The organism is Laedolimicola ammoniilytica (genome assembly GCF_025567165.1).
GTDB classification, from domain to species: domain Bacteria; phylum Bacillota; class Clostridia; order Lachnospirales; family Lachnospiraceae; genus Laedolimicola; species Laedolimicola ammoniilytica.
This window is the reverse complement of the sequence record NZ_JAOQKC010000002.1, coordinates 111027-133786: the sequence shown is the minus strand read 5'-3', so window position 1 is coordinate 133786 and position 22760 is coordinate 111027. Positions and strand designations below refer to the sequence as shown.

Annotated in this window: 22 protein-coding genes; 21 read left to right on the top strand and 1 reads right to left on the bottom strand. The window is 37.9% G+C overall.

Translation table 11 applies throughout. The features are described from left to right. Positions 1 to 66 precede the first annotated feature (66 nt). The 6 genes from OCV63_RS02005 (at position 67) to OCV63_RS01980 (ending at position 3992) form a co-directional block, all read left to right on the top strand. A complete protein-coding gene (locus OCV63_RS02005) occupies positions 67 to 486 on the top strand; it encodes a hypothetical protein (RefSeq protein ID WP_008397010.1) in 420 nt (139 codons plus the stop codon). A gap of 54 nt (positions 487 to 540) precedes the next feature. Further along, positions 541 to 1371 (top strand): ABC transporter permease subunit, encoded by an 831-nt coding sequence (locus OCV63_RS02000; RefSeq protein WP_008397012.1) that lies wholly within the window; start codon positions 541 to 543, stop codon positions 1369 to 1371. Further along, the gene (locus tag OCV63_RS01995) at positions 1358 to 2158 is read left to right on the top strand and encodes a hypothetical protein (RefSeq protein ID WP_008397014.1); all 801 of its coding nucleotides are present in this window, start codon (positions 1358 to 1360) and stop codon (positions 2156 to 2158) included. The genes OCV63_RS02000 and OCV63_RS01995 overlap by 14 nt, the downstream gene beginning before the upstream one ends. A 14-nt stretch (positions 2159 to 2172) precedes the next feature. Then, on the top strand, positions 2173 to 2808 hold the full coding sequence (locus tag OCV63_RS01990) for an ABC transporter ATP-binding protein (RefSeq protein ID WP_015559483.1): 636 nt from the start codon (positions 2173 to 2175) through the stop codon (positions 2806 to 2808). Next, positions 2808 to 3491, top strand: coding sequence for a hypothetical protein (locus OCV63_RS01985; RefSeq protein WP_008397017.1), 684 nt, complete (start codon positions 2808 to 2810; stop codon positions 3489 to 3491). The genes OCV63_RS01990 and OCV63_RS01985 overlap by 1 nt, the downstream gene beginning before the upstream one ends. Before the next feature lie 138 nt (positions 3492 to 3629). Beyond that, positions 3630 to 3992 carry a hypothetical protein gene (locus OCV63_RS01980; RefSeq protein WP_008397018.1) on the top strand — a complete coding sequence of 121 codons (363 nt, stop codon included), beginning with the start codon at positions 3630 to 3632 and terminating at the stop codon, positions 3990 to 3992. 180 nt (positions 3993 to 4172) lie between these two features. On the opposite strand, the gene OCV63_RS01975 is transcribed toward OCV63_RS01980, so the two are convergent. Next, a complete protein-coding gene (locus OCV63_RS01975) occupies positions 4173 to 4415 on the bottom strand; it encodes a DUF6061 family protein (RefSeq protein WP_008397019.1) in 243 nt (80 codons plus the stop codon). Positions 4416 to 4879: 464 nt separating this feature from the next. Between OCV63_RS01975 and OCV63_RS01970 the strand changes: the two genes are divergently transcribed. The 15 genes from OCV63_RS01970 (at position 4880) to OCV63_RS01900 (ending at position 22755) form a co-directional block, all read left to right on the top strand. Further along, a complete protein-coding gene (locus tag OCV63_RS01970; RefSeq protein ID WP_158361762.1) occupies positions 4880 to 6370 on the top strand; it encodes a hypothetical protein in 1491 nt (496 codons plus the stop codon). 17 nt (positions 6371 to 6387) lie between these two features. After that, the gene (locus OCV63_RS01965; RefSeq protein WP_158361761.1) at positions 6388 to 6885 is read left to right on the top strand and encodes a hypothetical protein; all 498 of its coding nucleotides are present in this window, start codon (positions 6388 to 6390) and stop codon (positions 6883 to 6885) included. Next, the gene (locus OCV63_RS01960; protein ID WP_262670596.1) at positions 6872 to 8428 is read left to right on the top strand and encodes a C40 family peptidase; all 1557 of its coding nucleotides are present in this window, start codon (positions 6872 to 6874) and stop codon (positions 8426 to 8428) included. The genes OCV63_RS01965 and OCV63_RS01960 overlap by 14 nt, the downstream gene beginning before the upstream one ends. 9 nt (positions 8429 to 8437) lie before the next feature. Then, on the top strand, positions 8438 to 10096 hold the full coding sequence (locus OCV63_RS01955) for a hypothetical protein (RefSeq protein ID WP_158361759.1): 1659 nt from the start codon (positions 8438 to 8440) through the stop codon (positions 10094 to 10096). A gap of 8 nt (positions 10097 to 10104) precedes the next feature. Then, positions 10105 to 12867 (top strand): type IV secretory system conjugative DNA transfer family protein, encoded by a 2763-nt coding sequence (locus tag OCV63_RS01950; RefSeq protein ID WP_262670595.1) that lies wholly within the window; start codon positions 10105 to 10107, stop codon positions 12865 to 12867. Positions 12868 to 12903: 36 nt separating this feature from the next. Next, positions 12904 to 13977, top strand: a complete 1074-nt coding sequence (locus tag OCV63_RS01945) for a hypothetical protein (protein ID WP_055304416.1) — start codon at positions 12904 to 12906, stop codon at positions 13975 to 13977. Positions 13978 to 14061: 84 nt separating this feature from the next. Next, positions 14062 to 14490 (top strand): hypothetical protein, encoded by a 429-nt coding sequence (locus OCV63_RS01940; protein WP_158361757.1) that lies wholly within the window; start codon positions 14062 to 14064, stop codon positions 14488 to 14490. Continuing rightward, on the top strand, positions 14457 to 15311 hold the full coding sequence (locus OCV63_RS01935) for a hypothetical protein (RefSeq protein ID WP_158361756.1): 855 nt from the start codon (positions 14457 to 14459) through the stop codon (positions 15309 to 15311). Before OCV63_RS01940 ends, OCV63_RS01935 begins: the two co-directional genes overlap by 34 nt. Before the next feature lie 16 nt (positions 15312 to 15327). Further along, entirely contained in the window at positions 15328 to 17952 is a 2625-nt protein-coding gene (locus tag OCV63_RS01930) for a VirB4 family type IV secretion system protein (protein ID WP_158361755.1), read from the top strand. A 148-nt stretch (positions 17953 to 18100) separates the two neighbouring features. Further along, complete coding sequence (locus OCV63_RS01925) at positions 18101 to 18691, top strand: DUF5697 family protein (RefSeq protein ID WP_158361754.1); 591 nt, start codon at positions 18101 to 18103, stop codon at positions 18689 to 18691. Position 18692: 1 nt separating this feature from the next. Further along, the gene (locus OCV63_RS01920; RefSeq protein ID WP_158361753.1) at positions 18693 to 19313 is read left to right on the top strand and encodes a hypothetical protein; all 621 of its coding nucleotides are present in this window, start codon (positions 18693 to 18695) and stop codon (positions 19311 to 19313) included. Between the two features lie 277 nt (positions 19314 to 19590). Then, positions 19591 to 20907 (top strand): hypothetical protein, encoded by a 1317-nt coding sequence (locus tag OCV63_RS01915; protein WP_158361752.1) that lies wholly within the window; start codon positions 19591 to 19593, stop codon positions 20905 to 20907. A 239-nt stretch (positions 20908 to 21146) separates the two neighbouring features. Continuing rightward, positions 21147 to 21893, top strand: coding sequence for a hypothetical protein (locus OCV63_RS01910; RefSeq protein ID WP_158361751.1), 747 nt, complete (start codon positions 21147 to 21149; stop codon positions 21891 to 21893). Then, positions 21890 to 22249, top strand: coding sequence for a hypothetical protein (locus OCV63_RS01905; protein WP_158361750.1), 360 nt, complete (start codon positions 21890 to 21892; stop codon positions 22247 to 22249). Before OCV63_RS01910 ends, OCV63_RS01905 begins: the two co-directional genes overlap by 4 nt. Beyond that, positions 22246 to 22755: a hypothetical protein gene (locus OCV63_RS01900; RefSeq protein ID WP_158361749.1), complete on the top strand. Its 510-nt coding sequence runs from the start codon at positions 22246 to 22248 to the stop codon at positions 22753 to 22755. Before OCV63_RS01905 ends, OCV63_RS01900 begins: the two co-directional genes overlap by 4 nt. Positions 22756 to 22760 lie beyond the last annotated feature (5 nt).

Below are 22760 nucleotides of genomic sequence, written 5' to 3'. Positions count from 1 at the left end.
CGTGGTTTGTTGTATGAACCAAAAGTACCAACGCAGTTAAAAAAATAAGATTGGGAGGAATTGACTATGATGTTAAAAAGTTTAAAACAGAAGATTGCAAAAGTAGGTATTGGTTTGTTTTGTGCAGGATGTGTATTTCTTTCTTCAGCAGCATATTCTCAGGCGGCATCTTACACCGCTTATGCACTTAAACTGAATAAGACTAATAACTTTACCTCTATGCATGCAAAAACAACATCCGATGATTACATCACAAATGAGGTAACAGCAATTACCAATACCTCTTACGCAAATTTCTGGGCTGTCAATAACAGCAAGAGTAAAATATCTAATAAGTATAAGCAGGGTGTTGGAACAGGATCTTGTAATTTAATCTTTACCAAGAGCGGTTATAATTCTACTAACACACAGGTCGGTATGGGAATGGAAAATTATCAATCTCAATTATCAACTGCATTTGTAAGTGGAAATGTAGATTTTAGATAACAGAAGGGATGGGCATAAACCTCTTCGTGGGTTTATGCCCTTTTGGTAAAGATTATGAAAAAAATGGTTCTTATAGAAATCAAACATTGTATTGATCGTGCAGAATATAAAGTTGTTTTTATTGCTCTAATGATTTTAAATATTGCTTCGTATATTTTATGTGTAAAAAATGATATAGGAAAAAGTTATCAATTTATTCGTTCAGCAAATGAAAATTTCGTATTACAGGGCACTGAAGCGGCATATATTCCATATATAATGTATCTGTTATTGCCTGTTTATGCAACAATTATTGCATCACTTTCCTTAATAAGAGAAGAAAAAAGCAATAGTTCAATCCTACTTATTCAAAGAATCGGGAAAAAGAAATATTTAGCAGGAAAATTATTTGGCATTCTGATTGTAACCTTTTTGACAATAACAATACCAATGCTCATAAATTTATTATTATGCCACTTGACATATCCAATACATGGATATGACAGTGCTTGGGGAGAACCTGATTACGCTATAGGTTTGGTATCATATAACGCTGACAATTTTCTTGATATGGTGAGATTGCAACATCCAACTTTATATAATCTAATATACATTTTTAATTACGGAATTTTTGGCTCGGGATTAGCTATCTTAGCTTATGCTCTTTCATATTATAACAAAATGAAAGTTCTATATTTCGCAAAGATACCTGGTGCTTTGTTTATATTCTATATTGTTTTTAATTTGATTGTTTCTGTCTTTGGGCTAAATGAATTCTCTATACAAGGTTATATTATGCCTAATGTTCATGGAAATATAATAGGAGAAATTGTTCTGATATTGCTTATTTTTGGATTAAGTATTGGCATTATACAGAGAAAAATAAAAAATTATGAAGTTATATAAGAAAAAAATTTTGAATGTTAATGTTGGAAAATGCTTACTAGTATCACTTATAACATTTGTAATTAGATATTTTTATGCTAATGTGTACTTGGGGTTTCATAATAGTCTGGTTACAATAACAGAAGGAGTACGTTCACAAATATATTTTGGGGGAATACTAATAGATCATTCGTTTGACCTTATATCTTTATCATTTTTTGCGATTTTGTTTATCCTTGAGATTTGTTATCTTACAATGGACTTATTTAATGATGCAAATGATAACATGGTAATTCTACTTCCTCGTTATGGGAAAAAACACATAATTTATAAGGATATATTAATAAAAATGATATTACGTGACTGTATTGTAGTTGTTTCCGATTATTTGTTTTTTCTTTTTGTAGAGCATACCTCTAATGGCTTAGAAGATTTCAAAGTTATTTTTATGCTATTGATAGAGATTTTTCATTTGCAAATGATTAGTTATTTGTTTTCATTTTGGAAAGATTCAATTATAGGATACATCGTTGCATTTATTGTATTTTTTATTCCAGTAATGGTGTGTGGATTTTATTTTTCAATGGGAAATGTTATATGGAAAATTTGGCATTATTCCTTGCTACATATTCCTTTATTTAATTGGCATAACAAGCTTATTATATATTATGTCGAAGAAAATTACGAATGGACTACAAGCAATATAGATTTATTGAATTTTAAGTCAAGCTGTCTCATTTCAGTTATATCATCCGCTGTTTTGGTGTGGATAGGTAAATTTCTTTGCGAAAAAAAACAAATATTGTGAGGTGAATGATATCCATGAATTTATATGTAAAATCTATTTCAAAGTCAATTAAAGGTGAAAAAGTGCTTGATGATATCAGTTATACATTTGAATCTGGTAAAATATATGGAATATATGGTAAAAATGGTTCAGGTAAAACAATGCTACTCAGAGCCATTGCAGGTTTTATAAATACAGACAAAGGATACATAAAATATAATCACAAGGCATTACATAAAGATATGGATGTTTTACCAGATTTAGGAGCTGTTATTGAAAATATTTCTTTTTGGAGTATGTATTCAGGATTTGAAAATTTGAAAATGCTTTCCAATATAAAAGGAATTGTATCAGATGAAGAAATATATGAAATAATGATATACTTTGGTCTTGATCCCAAATCAAAGAAAAAAGTAAATAAATATTCATTAGGAATGCGTCAAAAACTAGCTCTTTGTCAAGCACTGATGGAACATCCAAAAATTTTGCTTTTGGATGAGCCAACTAACGCATTGGATCAGCATAGCATTGATTTATTTCGTGAACGTATATTGGAAGAAAAAAAGAATGATACCATTACTATACTGACAAGCCATAATAAAGAAGATATTGAAATATTAGCGGATGAGAAGATATGCATGGAATTTGGTAAAATTAAGGAGTTGATGTAATGAAGAAATTTGTATTAACTATCTGTGTTGTAATCATTTGTATGGTGACAGCCTTATTCTATGGAAAGACTGGGATAAAAACAACTACAGGGGTTCATGATCCTGATATTGCTTTATCAGAAAATACAGCTATGGAAATTTTCTATACAGGAGGGCAGAAAACTTCTTACTTTAACAATGAAAGTAATTACTCATTGGATGATATGGAAAAAGATTCTTCTTTAATAGCTCGTATAACTGTAACAAATTCTCGTGAAATGAGTTTACGATCAACAAAAACAATGGTAAAAATAGAGGAAATCTATAAGGATAATTCTGCTAATCTTTCAGTAGGTGACTGTATTTACATTATAGAACCTGTATCATTTGTTAGAGGTGAAGAATTTTACACTAACGGATGGCAATATCTGAAGACCGAAGATACTTATTTAATATTTTTAAAAAATCTAGGATGTATTGATGGGTATAAATACACCAAAGAGGAAGAAAATTCATTTATGCCTGTATCGGAAATATATTCAAAGAGAAATCTAACTCATGATGAAAGTTGTGTGGTTTTTGATTCGGCGGAAACTCTCTATTCAAGTATATCTATGTTTGCATTTTTGACCTCAGAAAAAACTATAGTAGATAATTATGAGAAAATATGGAAAAACATTACAAATTCAGGTAAGTATGAATGATTTAATTATTTATGAATGAATCTCTCCTATTCTATTTCCTGTGAGAAGCGTATCAATGTTAGAAATTCATGGAGATACTGAATTAAGCAATATGGAATCATTCAATCTTAAAGAAACTAAAAATGGAGATAATAGAAATTGAATAAAAAGAAATTGGCAAAGAGTGTTGTAGGCATTGCTTTAATTGTAAGTGTAGCTATACTTATCGTTGTATGTGTTGGAAAAATAAAGCACATTCAGAATAAAAAAAATATTATTGGTACATGGAAGAATGCAAATGCAGAGGAAGTGTTTACCTTTCAAGAAAATGGAGGACTTGTTGTAAACAAAGATATGCCCGAATTGGGTATTACCTGTGGCAATGCATTATATAGCATATCTTCCTCAAATATGATTTTTGTGGAACAGAGAGATAATAGCGTGAATTTTGAGATAGAAGTAGATCAAAACGAATTAACAATCTTCTTTATGGGTCATAAATATTGGGAATTAACAAAATAGCAATTGCATATAAAGCGATACTCATGATATCCATAACCATAAAATATAGAGCCGATGAATCACTCGTTATTTCGATTGTGAGTTATCGGCTCTATTTCATTATTTATGGAAGGGCTAAAGAAATATCGTATTTTATAGAAATACTTTTGACAGATTTCTTCTCATTTTTATGTTCTTTTATCAAGTGCTATACCATTCCATATTCATCGCATTCACCCAATCTTGCATTTCTGAATCAAGATACAAACGGGCATATTCTAGTGGATTGTCAATCGCCAGTGCATCCAACATTCGTTGAGAGTTAGGAGTAGTAATCAATCCATCTTCTGCCTTGCCACAGTCAATCCGAAGTATGTAGCCATTGTAATAATTGATGTCTATGATGTTGTGATATTTATTATATTCTGCATGAACGATATTCATATTGCAAAGTCCTTTCTCTTATCTGTTTCAGTTGTAGAAGCATCTTGACCAGTTCCAGCCGATTATGTGATTTATATAATGTTATTAGCTGTTACCGGATTTTGCTTCCCTTGTTTTTGCCCTTATGAGGTGTCGTAACACAAGGGAAAAGGATATAACATAAGGGAAAGTCTAAGGGAAAGCTCACTTGCCAAAACTGTAGTAAAATCAAGGCATTGCGGATTTTATCGTAACACTTTATAATACCAGTTAGGTGTTAAAGAATTGTAGGTATCAAAATTTTTATTGGCAGCGTATTTGTGATCATTCTTGTAATCATTCTTCTATGGAATTTTATGAAGGTATGGTTTCAACTTTTTTCGAGATATGCTAATTTCTGTGTGCAGCTGTATCTTTGTCCCTGTACGCTGTGTACTTTAACGAGCGCCAGTACGCAATTTGTATTTTGGAGTTATGTCAGGACAATGGTGACACAGCTGGCTCTAATGATTTTGAATGCTTGGTTTATCAGGGTATTTTGCGTAAATATTGCAGGTGGATTTATTGCTGCAGCAACAGATGCATCCTCATCCATATTACTTGTCTTTATGATGCAGATAGGATATTTGAAAGTAGTGCAAAATGCGGAGCAGATGCTCCAGAATTGGGGATTAACCAGTATGTCATCCGGAAAAATGATGGGAGATATTCCCGAAATTATGTCGAACTATCGAGCAGCAGCACAGATGATGACAGGAAGAATTCCGGGATTTGGCGGTGGCTCAAATTCTGGAGGGAAATTTGGCGCTGGAGGTCTTATTGGATTAAAAGCAAAAGCAGGCCAGTTTATCGGGAATGTACCTGGAGCTATAAAAGCAGCACCGGGTAGAGCTTCTGCAGCAGTTAAGAATTTTGGAAATGGAATGAAAGCAACTGCGAACAGTGTTGCAAAAAGTGTGAGAGGTAATAACAGTGCGGTCAAGACAGCAGCACAGGGAATAAAAGCAGCAGGAAAAGGGGTTGCTTCAACGGCTATGAGTGTTGCTAAAGGTGCAGGAATAGGAGGAATAATTGCCGGACCGGCTGGAGTTGTTGGTGGTGGAATCATCGGAGGGGCAGGACATGTCTTTTCTGCTATTTCAGCAAAAGGAGCAAAAGCGGTGGCGAGTGAGATGAGAAGTGCTACACCATCTAAAAGTCAGGTTGTGGGAACAGCCACAGGAATGCAGACAGCAATGAGAACGATAGCAGGATTGGACAAAAGTGGAAAGACAAGTTATCCGCACTCTAAAATTCCGAATTGTATGGATGTGAAAGAGAGCCAGGCGATTCCATTTGATAGCAATAAAGATATGGAACTGCAGGCGAAAGGTGTATTTGGAGATAATGTAGTGAATGCAGCCAAAGCTGGAGGCATGGGTAAACTGACAGGTGGCTCCTATAATCCTGATACGGGAAAAGGTTCTTTAACATTTGAAAAAGAGGGTACAGATGGAAGCGTTACAAGAAACGTAGTCAGCTGCTACAGCCTGAATGGTGATAAAAATTACAGTGTTGCAGAAAAGCTGGGAAAAGAAGAAGAGGGAATAACTTCTTTAGCTCATTCCAGAAGTGAGGATGGAAAAGAATTTGTATGTTACCATGATCACGTACCGAAAGCATTTGAACAGCAGGAGACAGAATATAAGAAAGACAGCAGGGAGTACGTGCCGAACGAGAAAGCTCAAAATCAGCTTAATGCAGCTGTTGCAGAGGCTAATGCGGCATATGCTGAGAATCCGGATAATATATGGCGGTTTGTGGAGAGAACATCTGAAAATTCTGTGCAGCCCACTAGAGAAGTTGGTAATGTCGGAAGTGCAGCATATGAGGTGCTGAAAGACTGGGCTAAAGCTACTGGACATAAAACAGATGGAAGTCCGAAGGATCTGGTTGATGCATATACGGATTTCCTGCGTGAACATGACTATATCTAAGAAACGAGAGGTGACATATGAATAATTTACCGACAATAGTGAAGGATCGGATTCAGAAACCGGTCATAGCGATTGGAATCCTGAGTCTGGTGATGATATCTTTTTTGATTCATGGGGACTGGAAAATTGCAATAGTGCTTCTTGTTTTTATAGCAGCTATCGGTGCAAACATGTATGATTTCTATAATCAGTATCGAAAGGGAAAAATTCTGATCTGCAGGGGAGTGTGTGAAAATATAGAAATCCAGGGAAATATTATACGAAAGGCTATGAAAATTCCAAAAACAAATTATCAGATCCGGATGACAATAAACGAGGCTGGGGAGTATTGGGATGAGCGTGAGGAAAAAGAGGTTTTGATTTACCTGCATGAAATGAAAAATTTAGTATTGCATAAAAGCGAAACCTACGAATTTGCTTTCCGTAATTCTGGAGAACTGGATAATGCATCTTTGGTGGCATATAAACTGATTTCAAATAAGACGAAGAAAGATGAGCAGTATGGAAGAAAATAAAAATATGGCCGATGATCTGGCTGATGGTGCCAAAACAGCGGCACAAGATGCGAAAACATTAGCTAAAGCAGGAGCTAATTTGGCTGCAGGTAATATTGCAGGGGCAGTTAAAGAGGTGGCAAAGAATCCGGAAGTGATTCTTCATGTGATAGAGGCAGTCTTTTTAGCAGTTATAGCCATGGGAGTTGCGTTGCTTTTATTGATATGTTGCGTCTTGGGTGTTGTAAATAATCTGGCATCGTGTTTTACACAACTCTTTTCAGGGGAGGAAGGAACATGGTCCATAGAAGCAAATTATGAAGAATATGAGACGAAGCTTGAGAAAATCTATAAAAAGGCATATAAAAGGTGCCGGAAACAGGCCGAGCGACACTATAACATCATATCGGAGGCCGTACATAATGCATGGGAATCACTGGATGTGGATGGAGCTGATGAAGTAGATTTGACATTTAGGCATACATATAGCGGAATGTTTGGAGATGATGTAGGGGATAGTTCAGATGATGACCAGATTGCGATCAATCAAAGCATTATGCGAATGCTGGAAATGTACGATTTGTGGAATGCATCTATGGCAGATGAGGAAAGTACAGATCATGATGAGTCATATTACACCAATATTGAAGAAGATGAAAATTGGGACGAGTATGATGCAGATTCACTGACGGAGGATTATGAGGAAACCAAGAATACGCCCACGTTAAAAGGATTGCGAAAACTGATAAAAGAGAACAAAGACTTACTTTTTAGAACGCAGACGGCTGATATAAGCGCATTATCTCCGGATGCGTTTTCGTTTTCAGGAACGGTAGCAATCAATGATACAAATAATTATATTACCACAGCGACAGATAATGGAATAGAAACAGAATATGAGGGAGAGAATGAAAAGTCGGTTCAGAAATACGAGCTGGAGGTAATGACGTTTATCCAGTATACCGGAGAACAGGAATTTAAGGATCAGGTTTTTCAAATGTCGCCGGAAGATTATCAAAATGCTATGGGAATGGCAGAAGCCTTATCTATCGTAGTAGGATATGGTGGATTTGGCAGCATGGATAATCCGGAGATACAGGCGATATTGGCAGAATTAAGAAGCCAGGGAATAAGTGAAGACAGGATTGCAGTGGTGGAAGCAGCATTAAAGGGTGTAGGTATGTTCCAGTATAGCCAGCCGCTTCGTTCGCTTGCAGGAACCGGCCCGGATAATTTTACGGTTGGACAGTATCTGGATTGTTCCAGCTTTGTCAGATGGAGCTACTGGAGTGCTGGTTTTGACAGTGATTGCAGTACAACGGCTGATTATGCATCGTCATCGTATTTTCATAGAGTAGATCGTTCAGAAAAGCAGCCAGGGGATGTTTTCTGGCATCAGAATGCAAGAGGAGTCAGGCATGTTGTAATTTATGGCGGAAATATTGGAGGCCAGGATCTATATATAGAATGTACCTCGCCTGGGTCGGTTATGACCTATGGGGATTGCTATTATGGAAATATATCAAGCTATCAATATTGCTATCGTTACAATGCGTTTGACTAGGAGGTGTCCATGAAAAAAATATTTTGGATATTTATATGTTGGCTGATTTTGAGCATGGGAGCATCTGCAGCGGACAGCTCGATTATGGCAGAAGCTCAAGAAAATGGAACGATTGAATTTACGGGAGAAGTACCGGACGGTTTCAAAAAAGGACTTATAGTAAGAATCGGAGACACTGATATCGTAAATGGTCAGTGTTTTTTGTTGCCTCAAAGCGGATACATAGCAGAAAAGGAAATGTCTCCGGGAAGGTATTTGGTTAGTGCAACCATTCAGAATACATTTACAAACACAGATTATGATGTGAAATGTACGCCTGGAGAGGTATATGTCAAAGAGAATGAAACGCTGGAAGTGACAGTTACGGTGTTAGAGAAAGGGAAAAACAGTGAGAAAGAAACAACGGAAATAAATGAGAACAGCGTAGAATCGAAGACACAGGAAGAGGTGAATGTAGAAGAAGCGTCGGAAACAGATGTGGTGCAAAAGAATCCATGGATAAATCGAATTACATTGTTGATGGTATGGGTAATATTATTTATGGTTGCAAAGAATCTTATTGCTCATGCGTATAATGAAAAATTTGAATGGGTGGTCAAAATTGGATTTGCTGTAATAACTGTGGGAATAGTGATGGTGCTGCTTTTTTCATTCCGGACTGCAGATTTAGAGCAAGCTGCTTCTGACAACACGGATGTAGAGATAAAGAGGCCGGAAATAACATCGTCTATACCGGAAACAAAAGAAGAACTGACAGAGGAACAGACTGAAAGTGAGAAACAGGAGAATCCGTCATACGCCTTAGAGCTGTATATTGGGAATCACATTCTTGATTCGGTATATTCTGGTGAGGATACAGCCTATGGTTATTATGGAGAATTTGGTGCATCTAATGCGGAAGCCTATGCGATATGGGAAAGGCAAAAGGAACAGGATCAAAATGAAATTTATGGATACGATACGACAACAGGGCTGCCGGTATATATGTCAGAAGATTCAAAACTGTACACCTATTCAGGAGTAACACAGATTTTTTATGACCAAAATAATCATTTGCCGGACGATGAAAGAAATAATTTGCGTGATGCAGACGGGTATTGGCTTGCGAACCGTAATACGAGGCCAGAATATGAGATATTAAAAAATGCATTTGAACAGGGCAAAGGGATATTGAACGGTGAGTCTGAGTGGTCTGCAGGAACTGTATTGAGTGATGGTCTAGTGGTTCCTGATGTGAATTTTATTGAAAAAGATGGAAAATACTATGTCCCTGTATCAGAACTGAATGGTTATTTGCCGTATGAGGTGAAGGTCACAGAAACAGAGATTCAGATTATGTATCCGGGAAGTGCGGCTGCTATAAAATTACCCGCGCAAGGTGAAGAGGCTTATGAGTATTTGTTTTATGGAGGATTCGGATATAAGAAATTTACCATGGAGGCAGAATATCCGTTCCAACAAAATGATATCTGGTATGTGGAAGCAACCACATTTTCACGAATAATGGGTATAGATGTGAAAATTGGGGATGGTCTGATGTATTTGAGCAGCGGTGAATATGATTTTCCACGGGAAGTAAGATATATTCCATGGTCTTCTATGGATTTTCAGGATTTTATAGATTTGCATTCGGAAAATGATTCAAATGAAATACTAGGAGAGGAGTAAAGGGTGGCTTGCTAAAAGATCTAATAAAATATATTGAAAAATTGAAAGACGAATCACCAGAAAAGATGAAAAAACTGAAAGCACTTATTGCTTTGAGCATTCTGGGAGCATTTTATCTGATTGGTGTTATTCTTCAAGAGTTTGATACAGAGCTGAAGCTTAAAAATTTACTTTCGCCTGATGGTAAGAAATTTACCTGGAATCCGGTAGTATGTTTAAGATATAGCTTATTTTCAAAAGAGGGATGGATATTATTTTTTGCATTAGTGCTGGGGTTGGTGTTCCTGGGATTATATCTGGTACCTAAACGGGCAAAAATAAATCCGGCAGTAGAGACAGATGATAAGGGGGTAATTCGAAAGGAATATGCGACATATGGATCAGCCAGGAAAGTAGGTGAGGAAGAAGCAGAAAAATATTACGAGGTAGGAAAAGCAAAAGATGTAGATGGTATGATATTTGGCCAGTTTGATAAAAAAGGTAATAGAGTGTGTGCTATGAAGGCTGGTCCAACAGATAATCAAAATGTTTATATTGTTGGTAGTCCAGGAACAGGAAAATCATATGCTTTGATTCGAAGCCTGATATTGCAGTCGGTGAAGACAAAAACCTCTTTTGCTGTAGTTGACAGTAAAGGAGAATTGATTCGTGATCTGTATAAAACCGTAAGAAGTGAAGGATTCGTAAATAAAATTTTTAATCTGGTAGAACCGGAATTCAGTGATTCATGGGATTGCCTGGGGGAATGCTTTGATGAATATGGAGATTATGTCTCAAACAGAGCGGAGGATTTTGTGGATACCCTGTTTGCCAATACCACAGATAACAATAATTCCGGTGATGAATTTTTTGAAAAGGGCGAAAAGAATCTGTTATCAATGTTTGTCAACTTTGTTCTGCAGAGATATATAAAGTATGTCCTTGAAGAATATAAAACAGTTTTGACAGCGCTTATATCCGGCCTGCCGGAAGTGAAGTTTGAGGAGATGCCGAAAACCACAGAGATTTTCAAAAAATGGCGGTATGCCAGAAATATGTACGGTGCCAGGGCTAAGATGTGGAAATTACGGATTCCGATAGAGGAAATAGAAAAAACGCTTGAATTGATCAACTCCTGTATTCGGATGGAGGATGTGTTTGAAGAAGAGAGCAGACGGAAGGTAAAGGCACGTTTGGAAGAATTTCTTGGGGAGGCAGATCCGAAAGAGTTCAACAGTGATGCAGCTCACATTTTTATAGATGAGATGCTGGATAATGAACAGCGCTGGGTCATGAATAAAGTGAATCTGAAAAGATGGTGTTCCCAGGGAATAGCGACAACACACAGAAGCGAACTGCGGGATGTTTTATACGAGCTGCTGCTGTTTTCAGGAAAGACCGATAGTGATGCACAGGAAATGATAGAAACGATAGAGCATGGTGAAGGAACTCCGAGATGTACAATTTCAGAAGTATACTATCTTGTAATAACTAAGAGTACGAAAGAAATAGATGTATTGTTTAAAGATGTGGATAAAAGTTCACCTGCAGGAATCGCATACTGTACATACTGTGATTCTACAGACACAGCAAGACTGTCATGGAAACAGGGATTAACAACCAGGCTTGCGATATTTAAGGATCAAAACATTAGAAGGATCACAAGTAACCGGGATATTGAACTGTCAAAAATGGGAGATCAGCCGACGGCTATCTGGTTGAAAATTTCAGATAAGACAAGAACATATAGCGCATTGACCTCATTGTTCTTTTCATTTCTCATAAGTGATAATTCGGATGCGTTTGATCATGCTGCAGACCAGAATAGGAAATTACCGATTCGTATTATTGTAGACGAAGCTGCAAATGTGGGAGCCATTAAAGTGCTGCCGGTTGCAATAGCAAGCATCCGAAGCAGAAAGATGTCTATTGTTCTGGCAGTCCAGAAAATGAATCATTTGGAAGCGTTGTACGGAGAACAGGAAGCGGAAACGATTCAAGCCTGCTGTGATTATCTGGTGTTTCTTGGCTCAAATGATGAGCAGTCGGCAAAATTTATGGAAACACGGTCAGGTATTGAAACAATACAGGTAGCATCTGAGAGGGAAGCGTACCGAAAGTTCGCACCTGATAGCGCCTTAAAAAATTATATGGTGACGATAGCAGAGGGGCAGAGAAACGTATATAACATGGACGAGATATGGACATTGGAACCGCGAACATTACTGCTGGCGAAAAGAGGTGCATATGTTCTGAAGCTCAATACGTTTGGATGGAATCTCCATCCACTCTCGAATGGCGGGGATCTGCCGCAAATGAGAACGATTGAATATTCGACGGCCAAGGATAAGTATCCATATTTTGATTACTGTATAGATAGCTTCTACTGTGAACAGCCTAAAATTATAGCTATCAGAAAACAGCTTTCCATGGAACTGCCTCATGTAAATTTATTGAAGACTGTCGAAGAAGTGTGCGCGAATTATACCAGGCGATATGAAGAAAGGGAAAAATGGCTCAATGGGACAGAAGAACTTGCCAGAGCTGTTCAGAAACTGGATGATGTGACCGAAGTAGAAGAAATAGAGGAAGTACATGAGGCTGAGAGCGTAAGCACATCACAGGAGAGCGTAGACGGGGCAAATAAGACCGCTGAAGAAGAAAAACATATAGATGAAGGGGTAAAACCAAAAGAGCCGTTAAAACGCGAAATAGAGGCTCAAAATGAAGAGCTGGATGCGCCAATTATAGGAAAAAGCAGACGAAATGTAAGAGGCGGGAAATTGGATTAAATCCCACATGGGAAAAAAATAAAGGAGGTCATTATTATGACAGAAAAAGAGAATAAGGCAGTTGTAAATGCGGAAATGGAAGAAGCGATTGCAGAAGCACATCTTCCGGAAGTGATTATTGATGATGGAGCTGAGAAACAGGAAGAGAGCCTTGCAAGACCGGCAAGAATGATCACGGATGATTTTGATCAGGATAACCCGGTAGAGTTTATTCACCCGGAAGATGAAATCCGATTGAAATGGTCTGAGATTAGAAATGATGCTTCCAGAAGACGGATCAAGAATTGTGAGGTGCTGGGCTGTTCCAAAATGCCAAGAGATCAGGGAACCTATATCACCACTAAAATTAACGATTTCAAAACAATTATTCCGGCTGAGGAGTTTTTCCTGGATGGAACTTTTTCGGACAATATTAACGAGACAGACCCGAAAGCAAAATGTGAAAGACAGATTCAGATGGCTCAAAGAATGCTGGGAGCTAAAATTTCTGTCATCATTACTAAGGCGATTTCACATTATAACGAGGAGACTGGAGAACGTACATATGCGATTGAGGCCAGTAGAGTAGCAGCTGCTGAAGTACGAAAGAATATTTATTTCTTTGGAAGAAGGGCAGCAAACCGGACTCCAATTGTTGGAGATACCGTACCGGCAAAACTTCTGCTGGTTTCTGATAATTCGGTACTTGTGGAAGCATGTGGAGTTCAGACAAGAGTTCCGTTCCCAAGGCTGACAGGAAGAAAACACTTAACATCTTCCAACGTCTTAGATTATTTCCCAAAGGATAAGGCAATTCCGATGGTGATAGAAGAAATTAACGTGGACAAGGAAAACAGAACTGTGGAGTGGAGACTTTCTCATAGAGCAGCAGAGGATCAGATTCAGAAGACAGTTTTAGATGAAAGCTATATTGGACGGCGGTTTTTAGGAGAAGTAATTTCTGTTACAGAAGATTATTATATTTCTTATTGCGAATCGGAAAATGTAACATGCTCCACACCGATTGACCGGTGTATGACGGAACAGCGTTTGCGCCATGGAGATCAAGTTGCACTGCAGGTATACGGCATCGGGAAGAATTTCCTTAAATGCAACTGTAGAAAAATTTAACCCAACTTGTGTACACCGTGTACACAAGTTGAAGATTATAGGCAGATACCAGAAATAAGGTATCTGCCTGGAAAGGGAAATGATATGAGCTTTGTTGCAGATCCGTTGGAATGTACATTAGATAAGTACAGTGAATTGATGGTGAAAGAACAATGTTTTGAAAGCGCAGATATATTTACTTATGGACGGCAGTATGCGGTTAATGTGGCATACAGGGATAAGATATTAACGGTTCTTTTAAGTACAGTTATCCCAGGAAGTGTAAATTTACAGCGGATGGAAGAATTCTTAAAAGTGCTGAATCAGGAAGATATCAATGGGTTTTATTTGGTATCAGAAAACGGCAAAGCGGTTTCAGTTACATATAACCAAAGGGTAGGTGTTCTGGAAGGGATACCAGAACGGAAGACACTTGAAAAAATATTGGATATAGGAATTGCACGAATAGGATTATTTTTGAAAAGATGGAGTGGTGAACAATGGCAAGAGATGATAACAATGAACAGGCAGTGACATACAATATTCCACGGAACTATTTTACTAAGGGGCGTATAGGGGATGTTATATCTTTCCGGGGACTGGTGGAAGGTGGGATTATGAGTGTGCCGTTTGTAAAATTGATTTCTATGTTCCCGATACCGAAAGATTATCGTATGACAGGTTACATTGTGGTAGTTGCTGTATGTCTATTGGTTGGAGCAATCGGCTATAACGGAGAATATCCATCAGAATTTGCAATTACTTTAGTAAAATTTTTTCAGATGAAACGAATTGCATATTATAATCCGAGAATAAAGCTGGAGGCAGAACCGGAGTATCTGAAAGAAAAACAAAGAAAAATTCTCCCAAGAGAAAGAATCATGCAGCTGCTGAAACGGGAAGAGGTGGAGGATGAACTGCAGGATGAGTCAGAAGAGGAATATGCCTGGGATTCAAATGAAGTCTTTTTTGAAGATGATATTGGATACAAGGAAAAACCGGAAGCGTTGAAAACGGCTGCCGAAAAGAAAAAGGAACGTGAAGAAGCGGAAGAAGAGGCCAGACAGGAAAGATTGCTTAGAAAAGCAGAACAGAGGAAAGCGCGGGATTTGGAAAAGCGTCTGAAAAAACTGGAAAAAGAAAAAAGGCGTGAGGCAAAAAAGAAAAAGAAAGCTGGAGATATAAGGCCAGTTGAAATTATAGAGATAGAACCAGTATCAGAGATAGCACAGGAAAATGAGCCGGAAGTTATCGAGGTAATAGAGGAAACACCAGTTATAGAAACTATTACACCGGTAGAAGACGAAAATGAAAAAGTACAGGAGATTGTAGAAATCAAAGAAATAGAGTCGTGAATGGTAGGGAAAACATATGAAGAAAAATGAAAAAAGAGAACACCGTGAGGCACGCCCAAATGTGATAACACGGATGATGCAAAAACACAATACAGCCCTGCGGGAAGAAAAGGCAGATGAGATCCGAGAGAAAGAATATCTTAATTCCGTAAAAATGCGTAAAAGTACACAGATGACTTTGCCGATAGAAGATGTATTTAATGGTTGCATCATCATGAAAGATGGTACTTACAGCAAAATCATTGAATTGTCACCGACAAATTTTAGTTTAAAGCCAGCAAGTGAGCAGGCATTGATTATTGCTAAATTTGCAAATTTGCTTCGTATTGCTCCGTCAAGAATACATTTTAAATCTGTTTCTAAAAAAGCGGACATAGATAAATTCATCCATACACTGAAAGAAGAACAGCGAAGCGAAAAAGTTCCCAAATGTAAAATTGTTCATAGTGATCAGATGCAGTTAATCAGAGAGGTGTCGGAGGCAGAAAGTGTATCCAGGCGCTTTTTTTGTATCCTCACATTAGATCCGAAAGAAGAAAGAGGACTTACCTCAAATGTATATGCGATAACCCAGCGGCTGAATAGTGAAATGGAAAACCTGGTCAAACAGTTCCATCTTATAGGGAATGAAGCAGTTTCGCTTGAAGTTGATCCGAACGATCCAACACAGGATCAGGAGGATATGGCAGTAATAGAAATTTTATATGATATTATTTGTCGGAAAAAAAGTCAGGAAGAAAGCTGTAAAGAACATGTATTGAATGTGATGAAAGCGTATTGCAGGGAAGCAAACGTAGGAATTGATAACCCTCCATACATACCTGCAGTAGAATACTTCTCTCCCGGATATATAGATTTGAGTCATCCAGATTATGTTGTAGTAGATGGAACATATTATATGATTGGGTATATTCCATCCAATAAATTTCCAATGGTCGTACCGAGTGGTTGGTTATCGCCCCTGGTGGAAGCGGGTGAGGGAATTGATGTGGATCTCTGGTTGGAAAAGAGAAACAAAGAAGAGATTAGTGGACAGCTTAACAGAACGATCCGGCACAGCAGAGTGTCTATGGATACAATAGAAGACACATCTGAGTCCTATGAAGCAGCGACTGATGCCGTGACAACAGGATTCTATTTTAAAGAGGGTTTTAAGGCAGGTCAGGATTTTTACTATATGTGTATCATGATAACGATTTCAGCAAATTCTTTAAGAAATGCACGTTATATTTATAAAGAGATGGCGAGTCGGGTCGTGCAAAATGATATGAAGATGTTTTTGGCCAGATTTCATCAAGAGGAAGCTTTTATGAGTACGCTGCCGTGTGGGTGGCTGGATAATTACTTTTTCCAGAAGAGCCGACAGAATATGTTGACCATGGATGCCGCCAGCTCATATATGCTTACGAGTTATTCCATGTGCGATACAAATGGAATTTTTCTGGGCGTAAACGATATAAATCATAGTGCGACATTGGTGGATATTTTTAATTCAGATCTTTATCGAAATGCAAATATGGCAATTCTTGGGTCATCAGGATCAGGAAAAACATTTACGACCCAATGCATGAGCGAGAGACTGAGGCTGAAGCAATACCAGGTATTCTGTATAATTCCTAAAAAGGGTGTTGAGTTCAAACCATGTTGCGACGCGGTTGGAGGACAGTATATTATTGTCAGCGGAGGCTCATATCATTGCATTAACATCCTTGAAATACGAAAGCCACAAGATGAAAATATGAGATTACTGTATGGTAACGACATTGAACAATCGTTGCTGTCACAGAAGATAGGTTCAGTTAAGACTTTCTTTTCATTGCTTGTTCCGGATATTTCTCTGGAGGAAAAGCAGTCGTTGGATACAGCGTTGATTAGCACCTACGCAAAAAAGGGGATAACGAAAAATAATGATTCGCTTTTAGATCCAAATAATCCTGGAAAGTATAAAGAGATGCCAATTCTTGAGGATTTACAGAATGTCTTAAAAGAGATGCCTAACATGGAAAGAATTGAGCAAATTATGGAACCGTTGGTTCACGGATCAGAGTCAGCTTTTAATGGACAAACAAATGTAGATCTGGATAATCTGTATATTGTATTTGATCTGGATTTTCTGTCAAAAGAACTTCTCCCGGCAGGAATGTATATTGTTATGGATTATGTATGGGATAAAGTAAGAGAAGATAAAACGATGAGAAAAGCAATATTCATGGATGAAATCTGGGCGTTGATTGGTGCTGGAGCAAGCAGTGTGGCAGCGGACTTCGTATTAAATATTTTTAAGCTGATACGAGGCTATGGCGGAGCTGCTATTTGTAGTACACAGGATCTGAATGACTTCTTTTCTTATCAGGATGGTGCTTATGGAAGAGGCATTATCAACGCATGTAAATTTAAGATTGTTATGGGTCTGGAAGAAGAGGAGGCTAAAAGGGTTCAGGAAACATTGGAACTGGATCAGGCAGAGATTAACATGGTCAAGCAATTTAGTAAAGGAAAGGGACTTGTGTGCGTGAATCACAGCAATGTTGCAGTGGATTTTAAAGCGTCAGATTCTGAATGTGAATTGTTCTCGACGGATCCTAAAATCCTTGCAGCCATAGCGAAAAAAAGGAAAAGGCAGCGTAATATGATTGTTTAATCAAAAATGAGATAAATTTATATAAAAATGAATCAAAAATGAGATAAATATGATGTCGGAATAAAATCCCTCATATTTATCTCAAAATAAGCAGAAATGATACAAAAATGAGTAAAATGCAAAGCTCAAGAAGCGGAAGGGGATAGAAATGGTATATTCGGAAGTAATACTGGAATTATTGGATAGAGTGCAAGTCTTGGAACGAACGCAAGTCGTATGGTATGCGGAAGCCTTAGATGCCTATGGACAGGGAGAAATGGTTATAAAAAAGGCTCTTCATGGACTCCTTAGAAGGGGACAGTTATATGAATATCAGGAAGGGGATAGATGTTATTTATCCAGAAATCCAGTAAAAAAGCTTGATGAAACAAATAAAATGGAGATGTCGTTGTTCTGGGTTTTGCTTGATGCAATGCCGTATAGTCAAAATTTTAAGATGAATCTATTAAAGACATTTCAACTTACATACATTAACGGGAAGAATAAAATTGTTCAGGCGGTTTATATACCCAGATATCAGGAAACAGCAATTTGCAGGCTCATAAAGGAAATACCTGAAAGTGAATATGATAGAGAGGATTGTAGAATTGCAGTGCTGGAAGATCCGGAAGGGCTGGAAAAGCTTCAGAGAATGGGATTTACACATGTCTTACATATAGATCAGGAAGAGAAGAATCCGGATGAGAGGATGAAGATATTAAAAACATTCCGCGGTGAGGAAGCATGGAGGGATATTTGAAATGGAATATCCCAGTTCAATCAGTAATATAAAGAAATATTTGGACAGCTCTATTAAAATCATACAAAAGTATCAGAAGAGTGGTTGTGAGATTATGATAGCTCTGGATGAAGAAAGGATTCTTCATAATGTGGAAATGATAGCAGCCGCTATTCGAAAGCGACTAAAGAAAAGGGACTATGTGGATATGGTAAAACATTCGATGGAGCCTGAGTCCATATTGGTATCTGTAGGAGAAGAAGCTGGGATTATTGTAATTCGGCTGCCGGAATTATTGAATCGGAGAAATAATGATTGCTGGTATCTGAGAGACGTTGTACAGAGCCAGTTGGCCGTTTATATGGCAAAAAGGGAAATGAAATTTTCAGCAGATGAAAGGTTATACCTATGCTATGTGAGACGGCACGAAGAACGGTTGGTGAGGCGGTTTGATAACGATAATACAGAGGCACATCATATTACAGATGGAATCGCAACAGCCTTGAAACTTGATGATAATGCTGCGAGAATACAGGTGTTATATGCAACGTTGCCCTGCAAGACAGGAGAGGAATGCTGCAAAGTCTATATTGTTCCGGGAAGGAAGATAGGGGGCTTCATGACAAAAATAGAGGAGAGTTAAGCACTCCATTTTTGTGTGAAAAATCAAAAAAAACATGCCGTTTTCTATGATTACAAAATCATTAAACCCTCCGTTTTTATATTCAATGAAAACATAAAAACGGAGGGTAAAAAAAGAACAAAAATGCTGGATTTTCAAGGAAAATCGGGTGGGAAAATTACAGAGTATACTTTTCCTCAAAAGTAAAAAAATCATCTCATAAAATATACCGATTTATAATAATACTTTTGCTCAAAGAATAAGGGATAGAGAGTGGAAGAGAGGAAGAAAAAACAACATGGGAGAACATAAGAAATTACGAGGAGGCTCATTGTCTCTGAAATTTATACTTGAATTGTATTTTGGGATTATTTTACCACGTAAGATGATGACCAATAAAAATACTCTTGCCTACAATGAACGCTATATACGAGATACATTTCGCTGGTTGGAGAATAAGGGGTACATAGAATATTTTAAACTCGCAGGTAAGAGATACTGTTACCTGACAGAAAAAGGATTTGCAGTATTGGAACATACGGATTCCAGATATGAGATAAATCCGGTAAACAGGAGAAGACATCAGTTCTATGAGAGAGAAGCCAGGGAGCAGGCCAGAAGTGGAGAGGTTTACCTTGCAATGGAGAGATGCGACATTTTAGCAAGTCCTAATTTGAGGAGTACCTTGGAAGATCTCTTAAATGAGAAAAAGATTTTAAAAAAATTGTATTCTCGATATGAAGGATGGCATTACGCTCCGAATGGAAAGAAAAAGGAATATAGCAGCCAGGAACTTTTTCAGGAAGGAATTTATTTCACATCCCAGGAAATAAGGTATGCAGCTATGCAAATGAACTTGGGCGATATGTTTAAAATGTCACGAATGGAAGGAGTATTGATTTATAGGGATAGAATTTTCATCTGTTATAACACCATGGAGCGGATGCTGCGCTGGAATAACAGTTGTGAAGATACGGCAGTGCTGGGACTTTCAAGATTATTTTACGGGTTTGGAATGGAAGAGGGTGGATTGAAGGTACAGGAAAAGGAGATTATCGGAATTGTATTTGGACATCGCTATGGGACAAACCTGAAAAAACTTGTGTGGGGAAACACAAAGGAGATGCCAACGGAAGCTACGGAAGATAAAATACATTATCTTAGCAGTAAATTACTGTATTCAGGAAATATCAGAAACTTTTCAAAAATGTATTATCTTACACTTGAGAATGATCAAATGATCCCACAAATGAAGAGACTTCTGTCCCATGTTTTTGCAGAAGACCTTATAGCCCAGAGAGAGGAAAAGGCATTTAACAAAATAGCAGCAGAAACGGGAGAAAACTGGATCTGGATGAACGAGTGGGATAGATGCGGCGTGAGCTGGGGACAGGCTGGTAAAAAGCATAATGTATACCGCCTGACAGATCTGGAATTGAATCAGCTCAGGGAGCTGTTGGAAAAGGATGAGGAATATTATCTGATCACCTTTGAGGAGTACGGACCATATCTGCAGGAAATTTTAGGAGGAAAATTGAAAAGGCTCTATTATTACGAGTCAACGAGAATGGATAGTATCAAACTTGGGTGGCAAAAGGAAAATGTTATAGAATAAAAATCTCATTTCTGAAATTGGCTATATGTTTTTCAGATATGAGGAAAAAGTGGTAAAAAAGTCAAGCCAATATCACATTTAAGAAAATGGCAGTAAAAATCAAAATAATTTGACATTGCAACGAAAATAGGTAAAATGCAGACAACAGGACAGACGAAAAAATCACGGTAAAAACCATATGTGAGAAAACAACTTGTGTACACGGTGTACACAAGTGAGAAAAAGGGGAGACGAAGAACATGAATAAAAGCTATGTGGCACATAAGGAATATGTTCGGGGTATAGTCAGGGAAATATATCCGGCAGCAAATCTGGATGAAGATTTTTTCTTGATCCTGCAGCCTATATTGCAGCGGAACTGTGAAAAGATAGATACGCAGAAGTATGATGAGTCCTGTTGCATGGTGAATGTGTATCAAACCCATAAGAACAAGCAAACCAATATTTATACTACAGAAATGCATCCGTTCCAGAACCGAAGAGTAGCAATCGCAGGGAGCAGGTACGGATCTGTAAGAGTAGCGAAAAACAGATTTCAGTCAGAAGATTTTGAAAAGCAGCTTCTGTATGTGGAGGGTGGAAAACAGGTTAGTGACATTGGAATTGTTATACGAGTTGGAAATTTTGATGAATTGCAGCTACTGGAAAGTATAGAAATTATCTGGGATTATGATATGGCAACAACGACTCTTTTATATGTCCCGACATTTATGCCTCCGAAACGAAAAAGTAACTGTTATCTTCTAAAAGCGGAAATACGGGACGAACTGGAAGAGTCGCGTTTGGAAATAGGAGAAACAAGGATTATTCGCAATAATGGAAACACACAGATTAGTCTAAGAGAAAGGCAGACAAATGGGAAAGATCACTTTATCCACTATATTACAACAGAGCTGAGCGCAAGCCCGCTGGGAGAGAATATTCGTATTGCGGGAGCAAGTAAAAAATATATGAAATGGCAAAAAAGGAGGTTAAAAGAGGAATGAGAGATTATCACTTATGGAAAAAGGGCGATAAAGTGTGGGTTGTTGATTACCGCGATAATAAGAACATCAACGTAGAGGCTACGGTAATCAGTGTGATGATGTGTCATAAAGACACGGATAATTCAGTCTTAAATATGGATCAGTTATATGATGGGGTCCTGGTTGTGGAAATGCCGGATGGAATGTACATCCATGTAAATAATATGTTCACGTTCAGAAGTAAGGAGGAAATAGAGATATACCGAAAATTATATCTGGTGAAGGGACCAGGAGAAGATGATTTGATGGAGTTTCTTCCGACAGTTCCCAAAGGGTATACGCGGTATCGGTGGTATGGTCCGGAGGGTGTGGCATGAACAGTAAAATATATGGATTTGAGTCTGGAGGAGATGAGACCAGTACAAAGTTACAGATGATTCTATTTAACAAGTATACAACTAAAATTCAACAACTTGCTTTTAAGCAGCATGTATTTTTGACTTTAGGATGTATAGTGGGGTACGCATGTTGGAAATTTAAAACTTCACCGATCATAGGTGAGGGAACATGGATACAGACCGGCTTGTATATTCTTCTGATGCTGATGACAGTCTCTGTTTTGAAAGATATCCGGACTTCCAGAAAGCTATCGAGAAGACTGGAGGACGGCATAAATTTTGATGTAAGAGAAGGAATTTTCCTGGGATTCAGTAAAGGAACAGATGGGGAACGGATTCTCAACATGGATTGTGACGGCGAAGAGTGCCGGGTAGTGATCAGTTACTGGGAGCAGTTATATTTAAGGGCAAAGAGGCTGGAGACCGGACATCAGATATATATTATCCGGTTTTCGAACGGAAACTACGATATTGTGAGAAAATGAAGGGA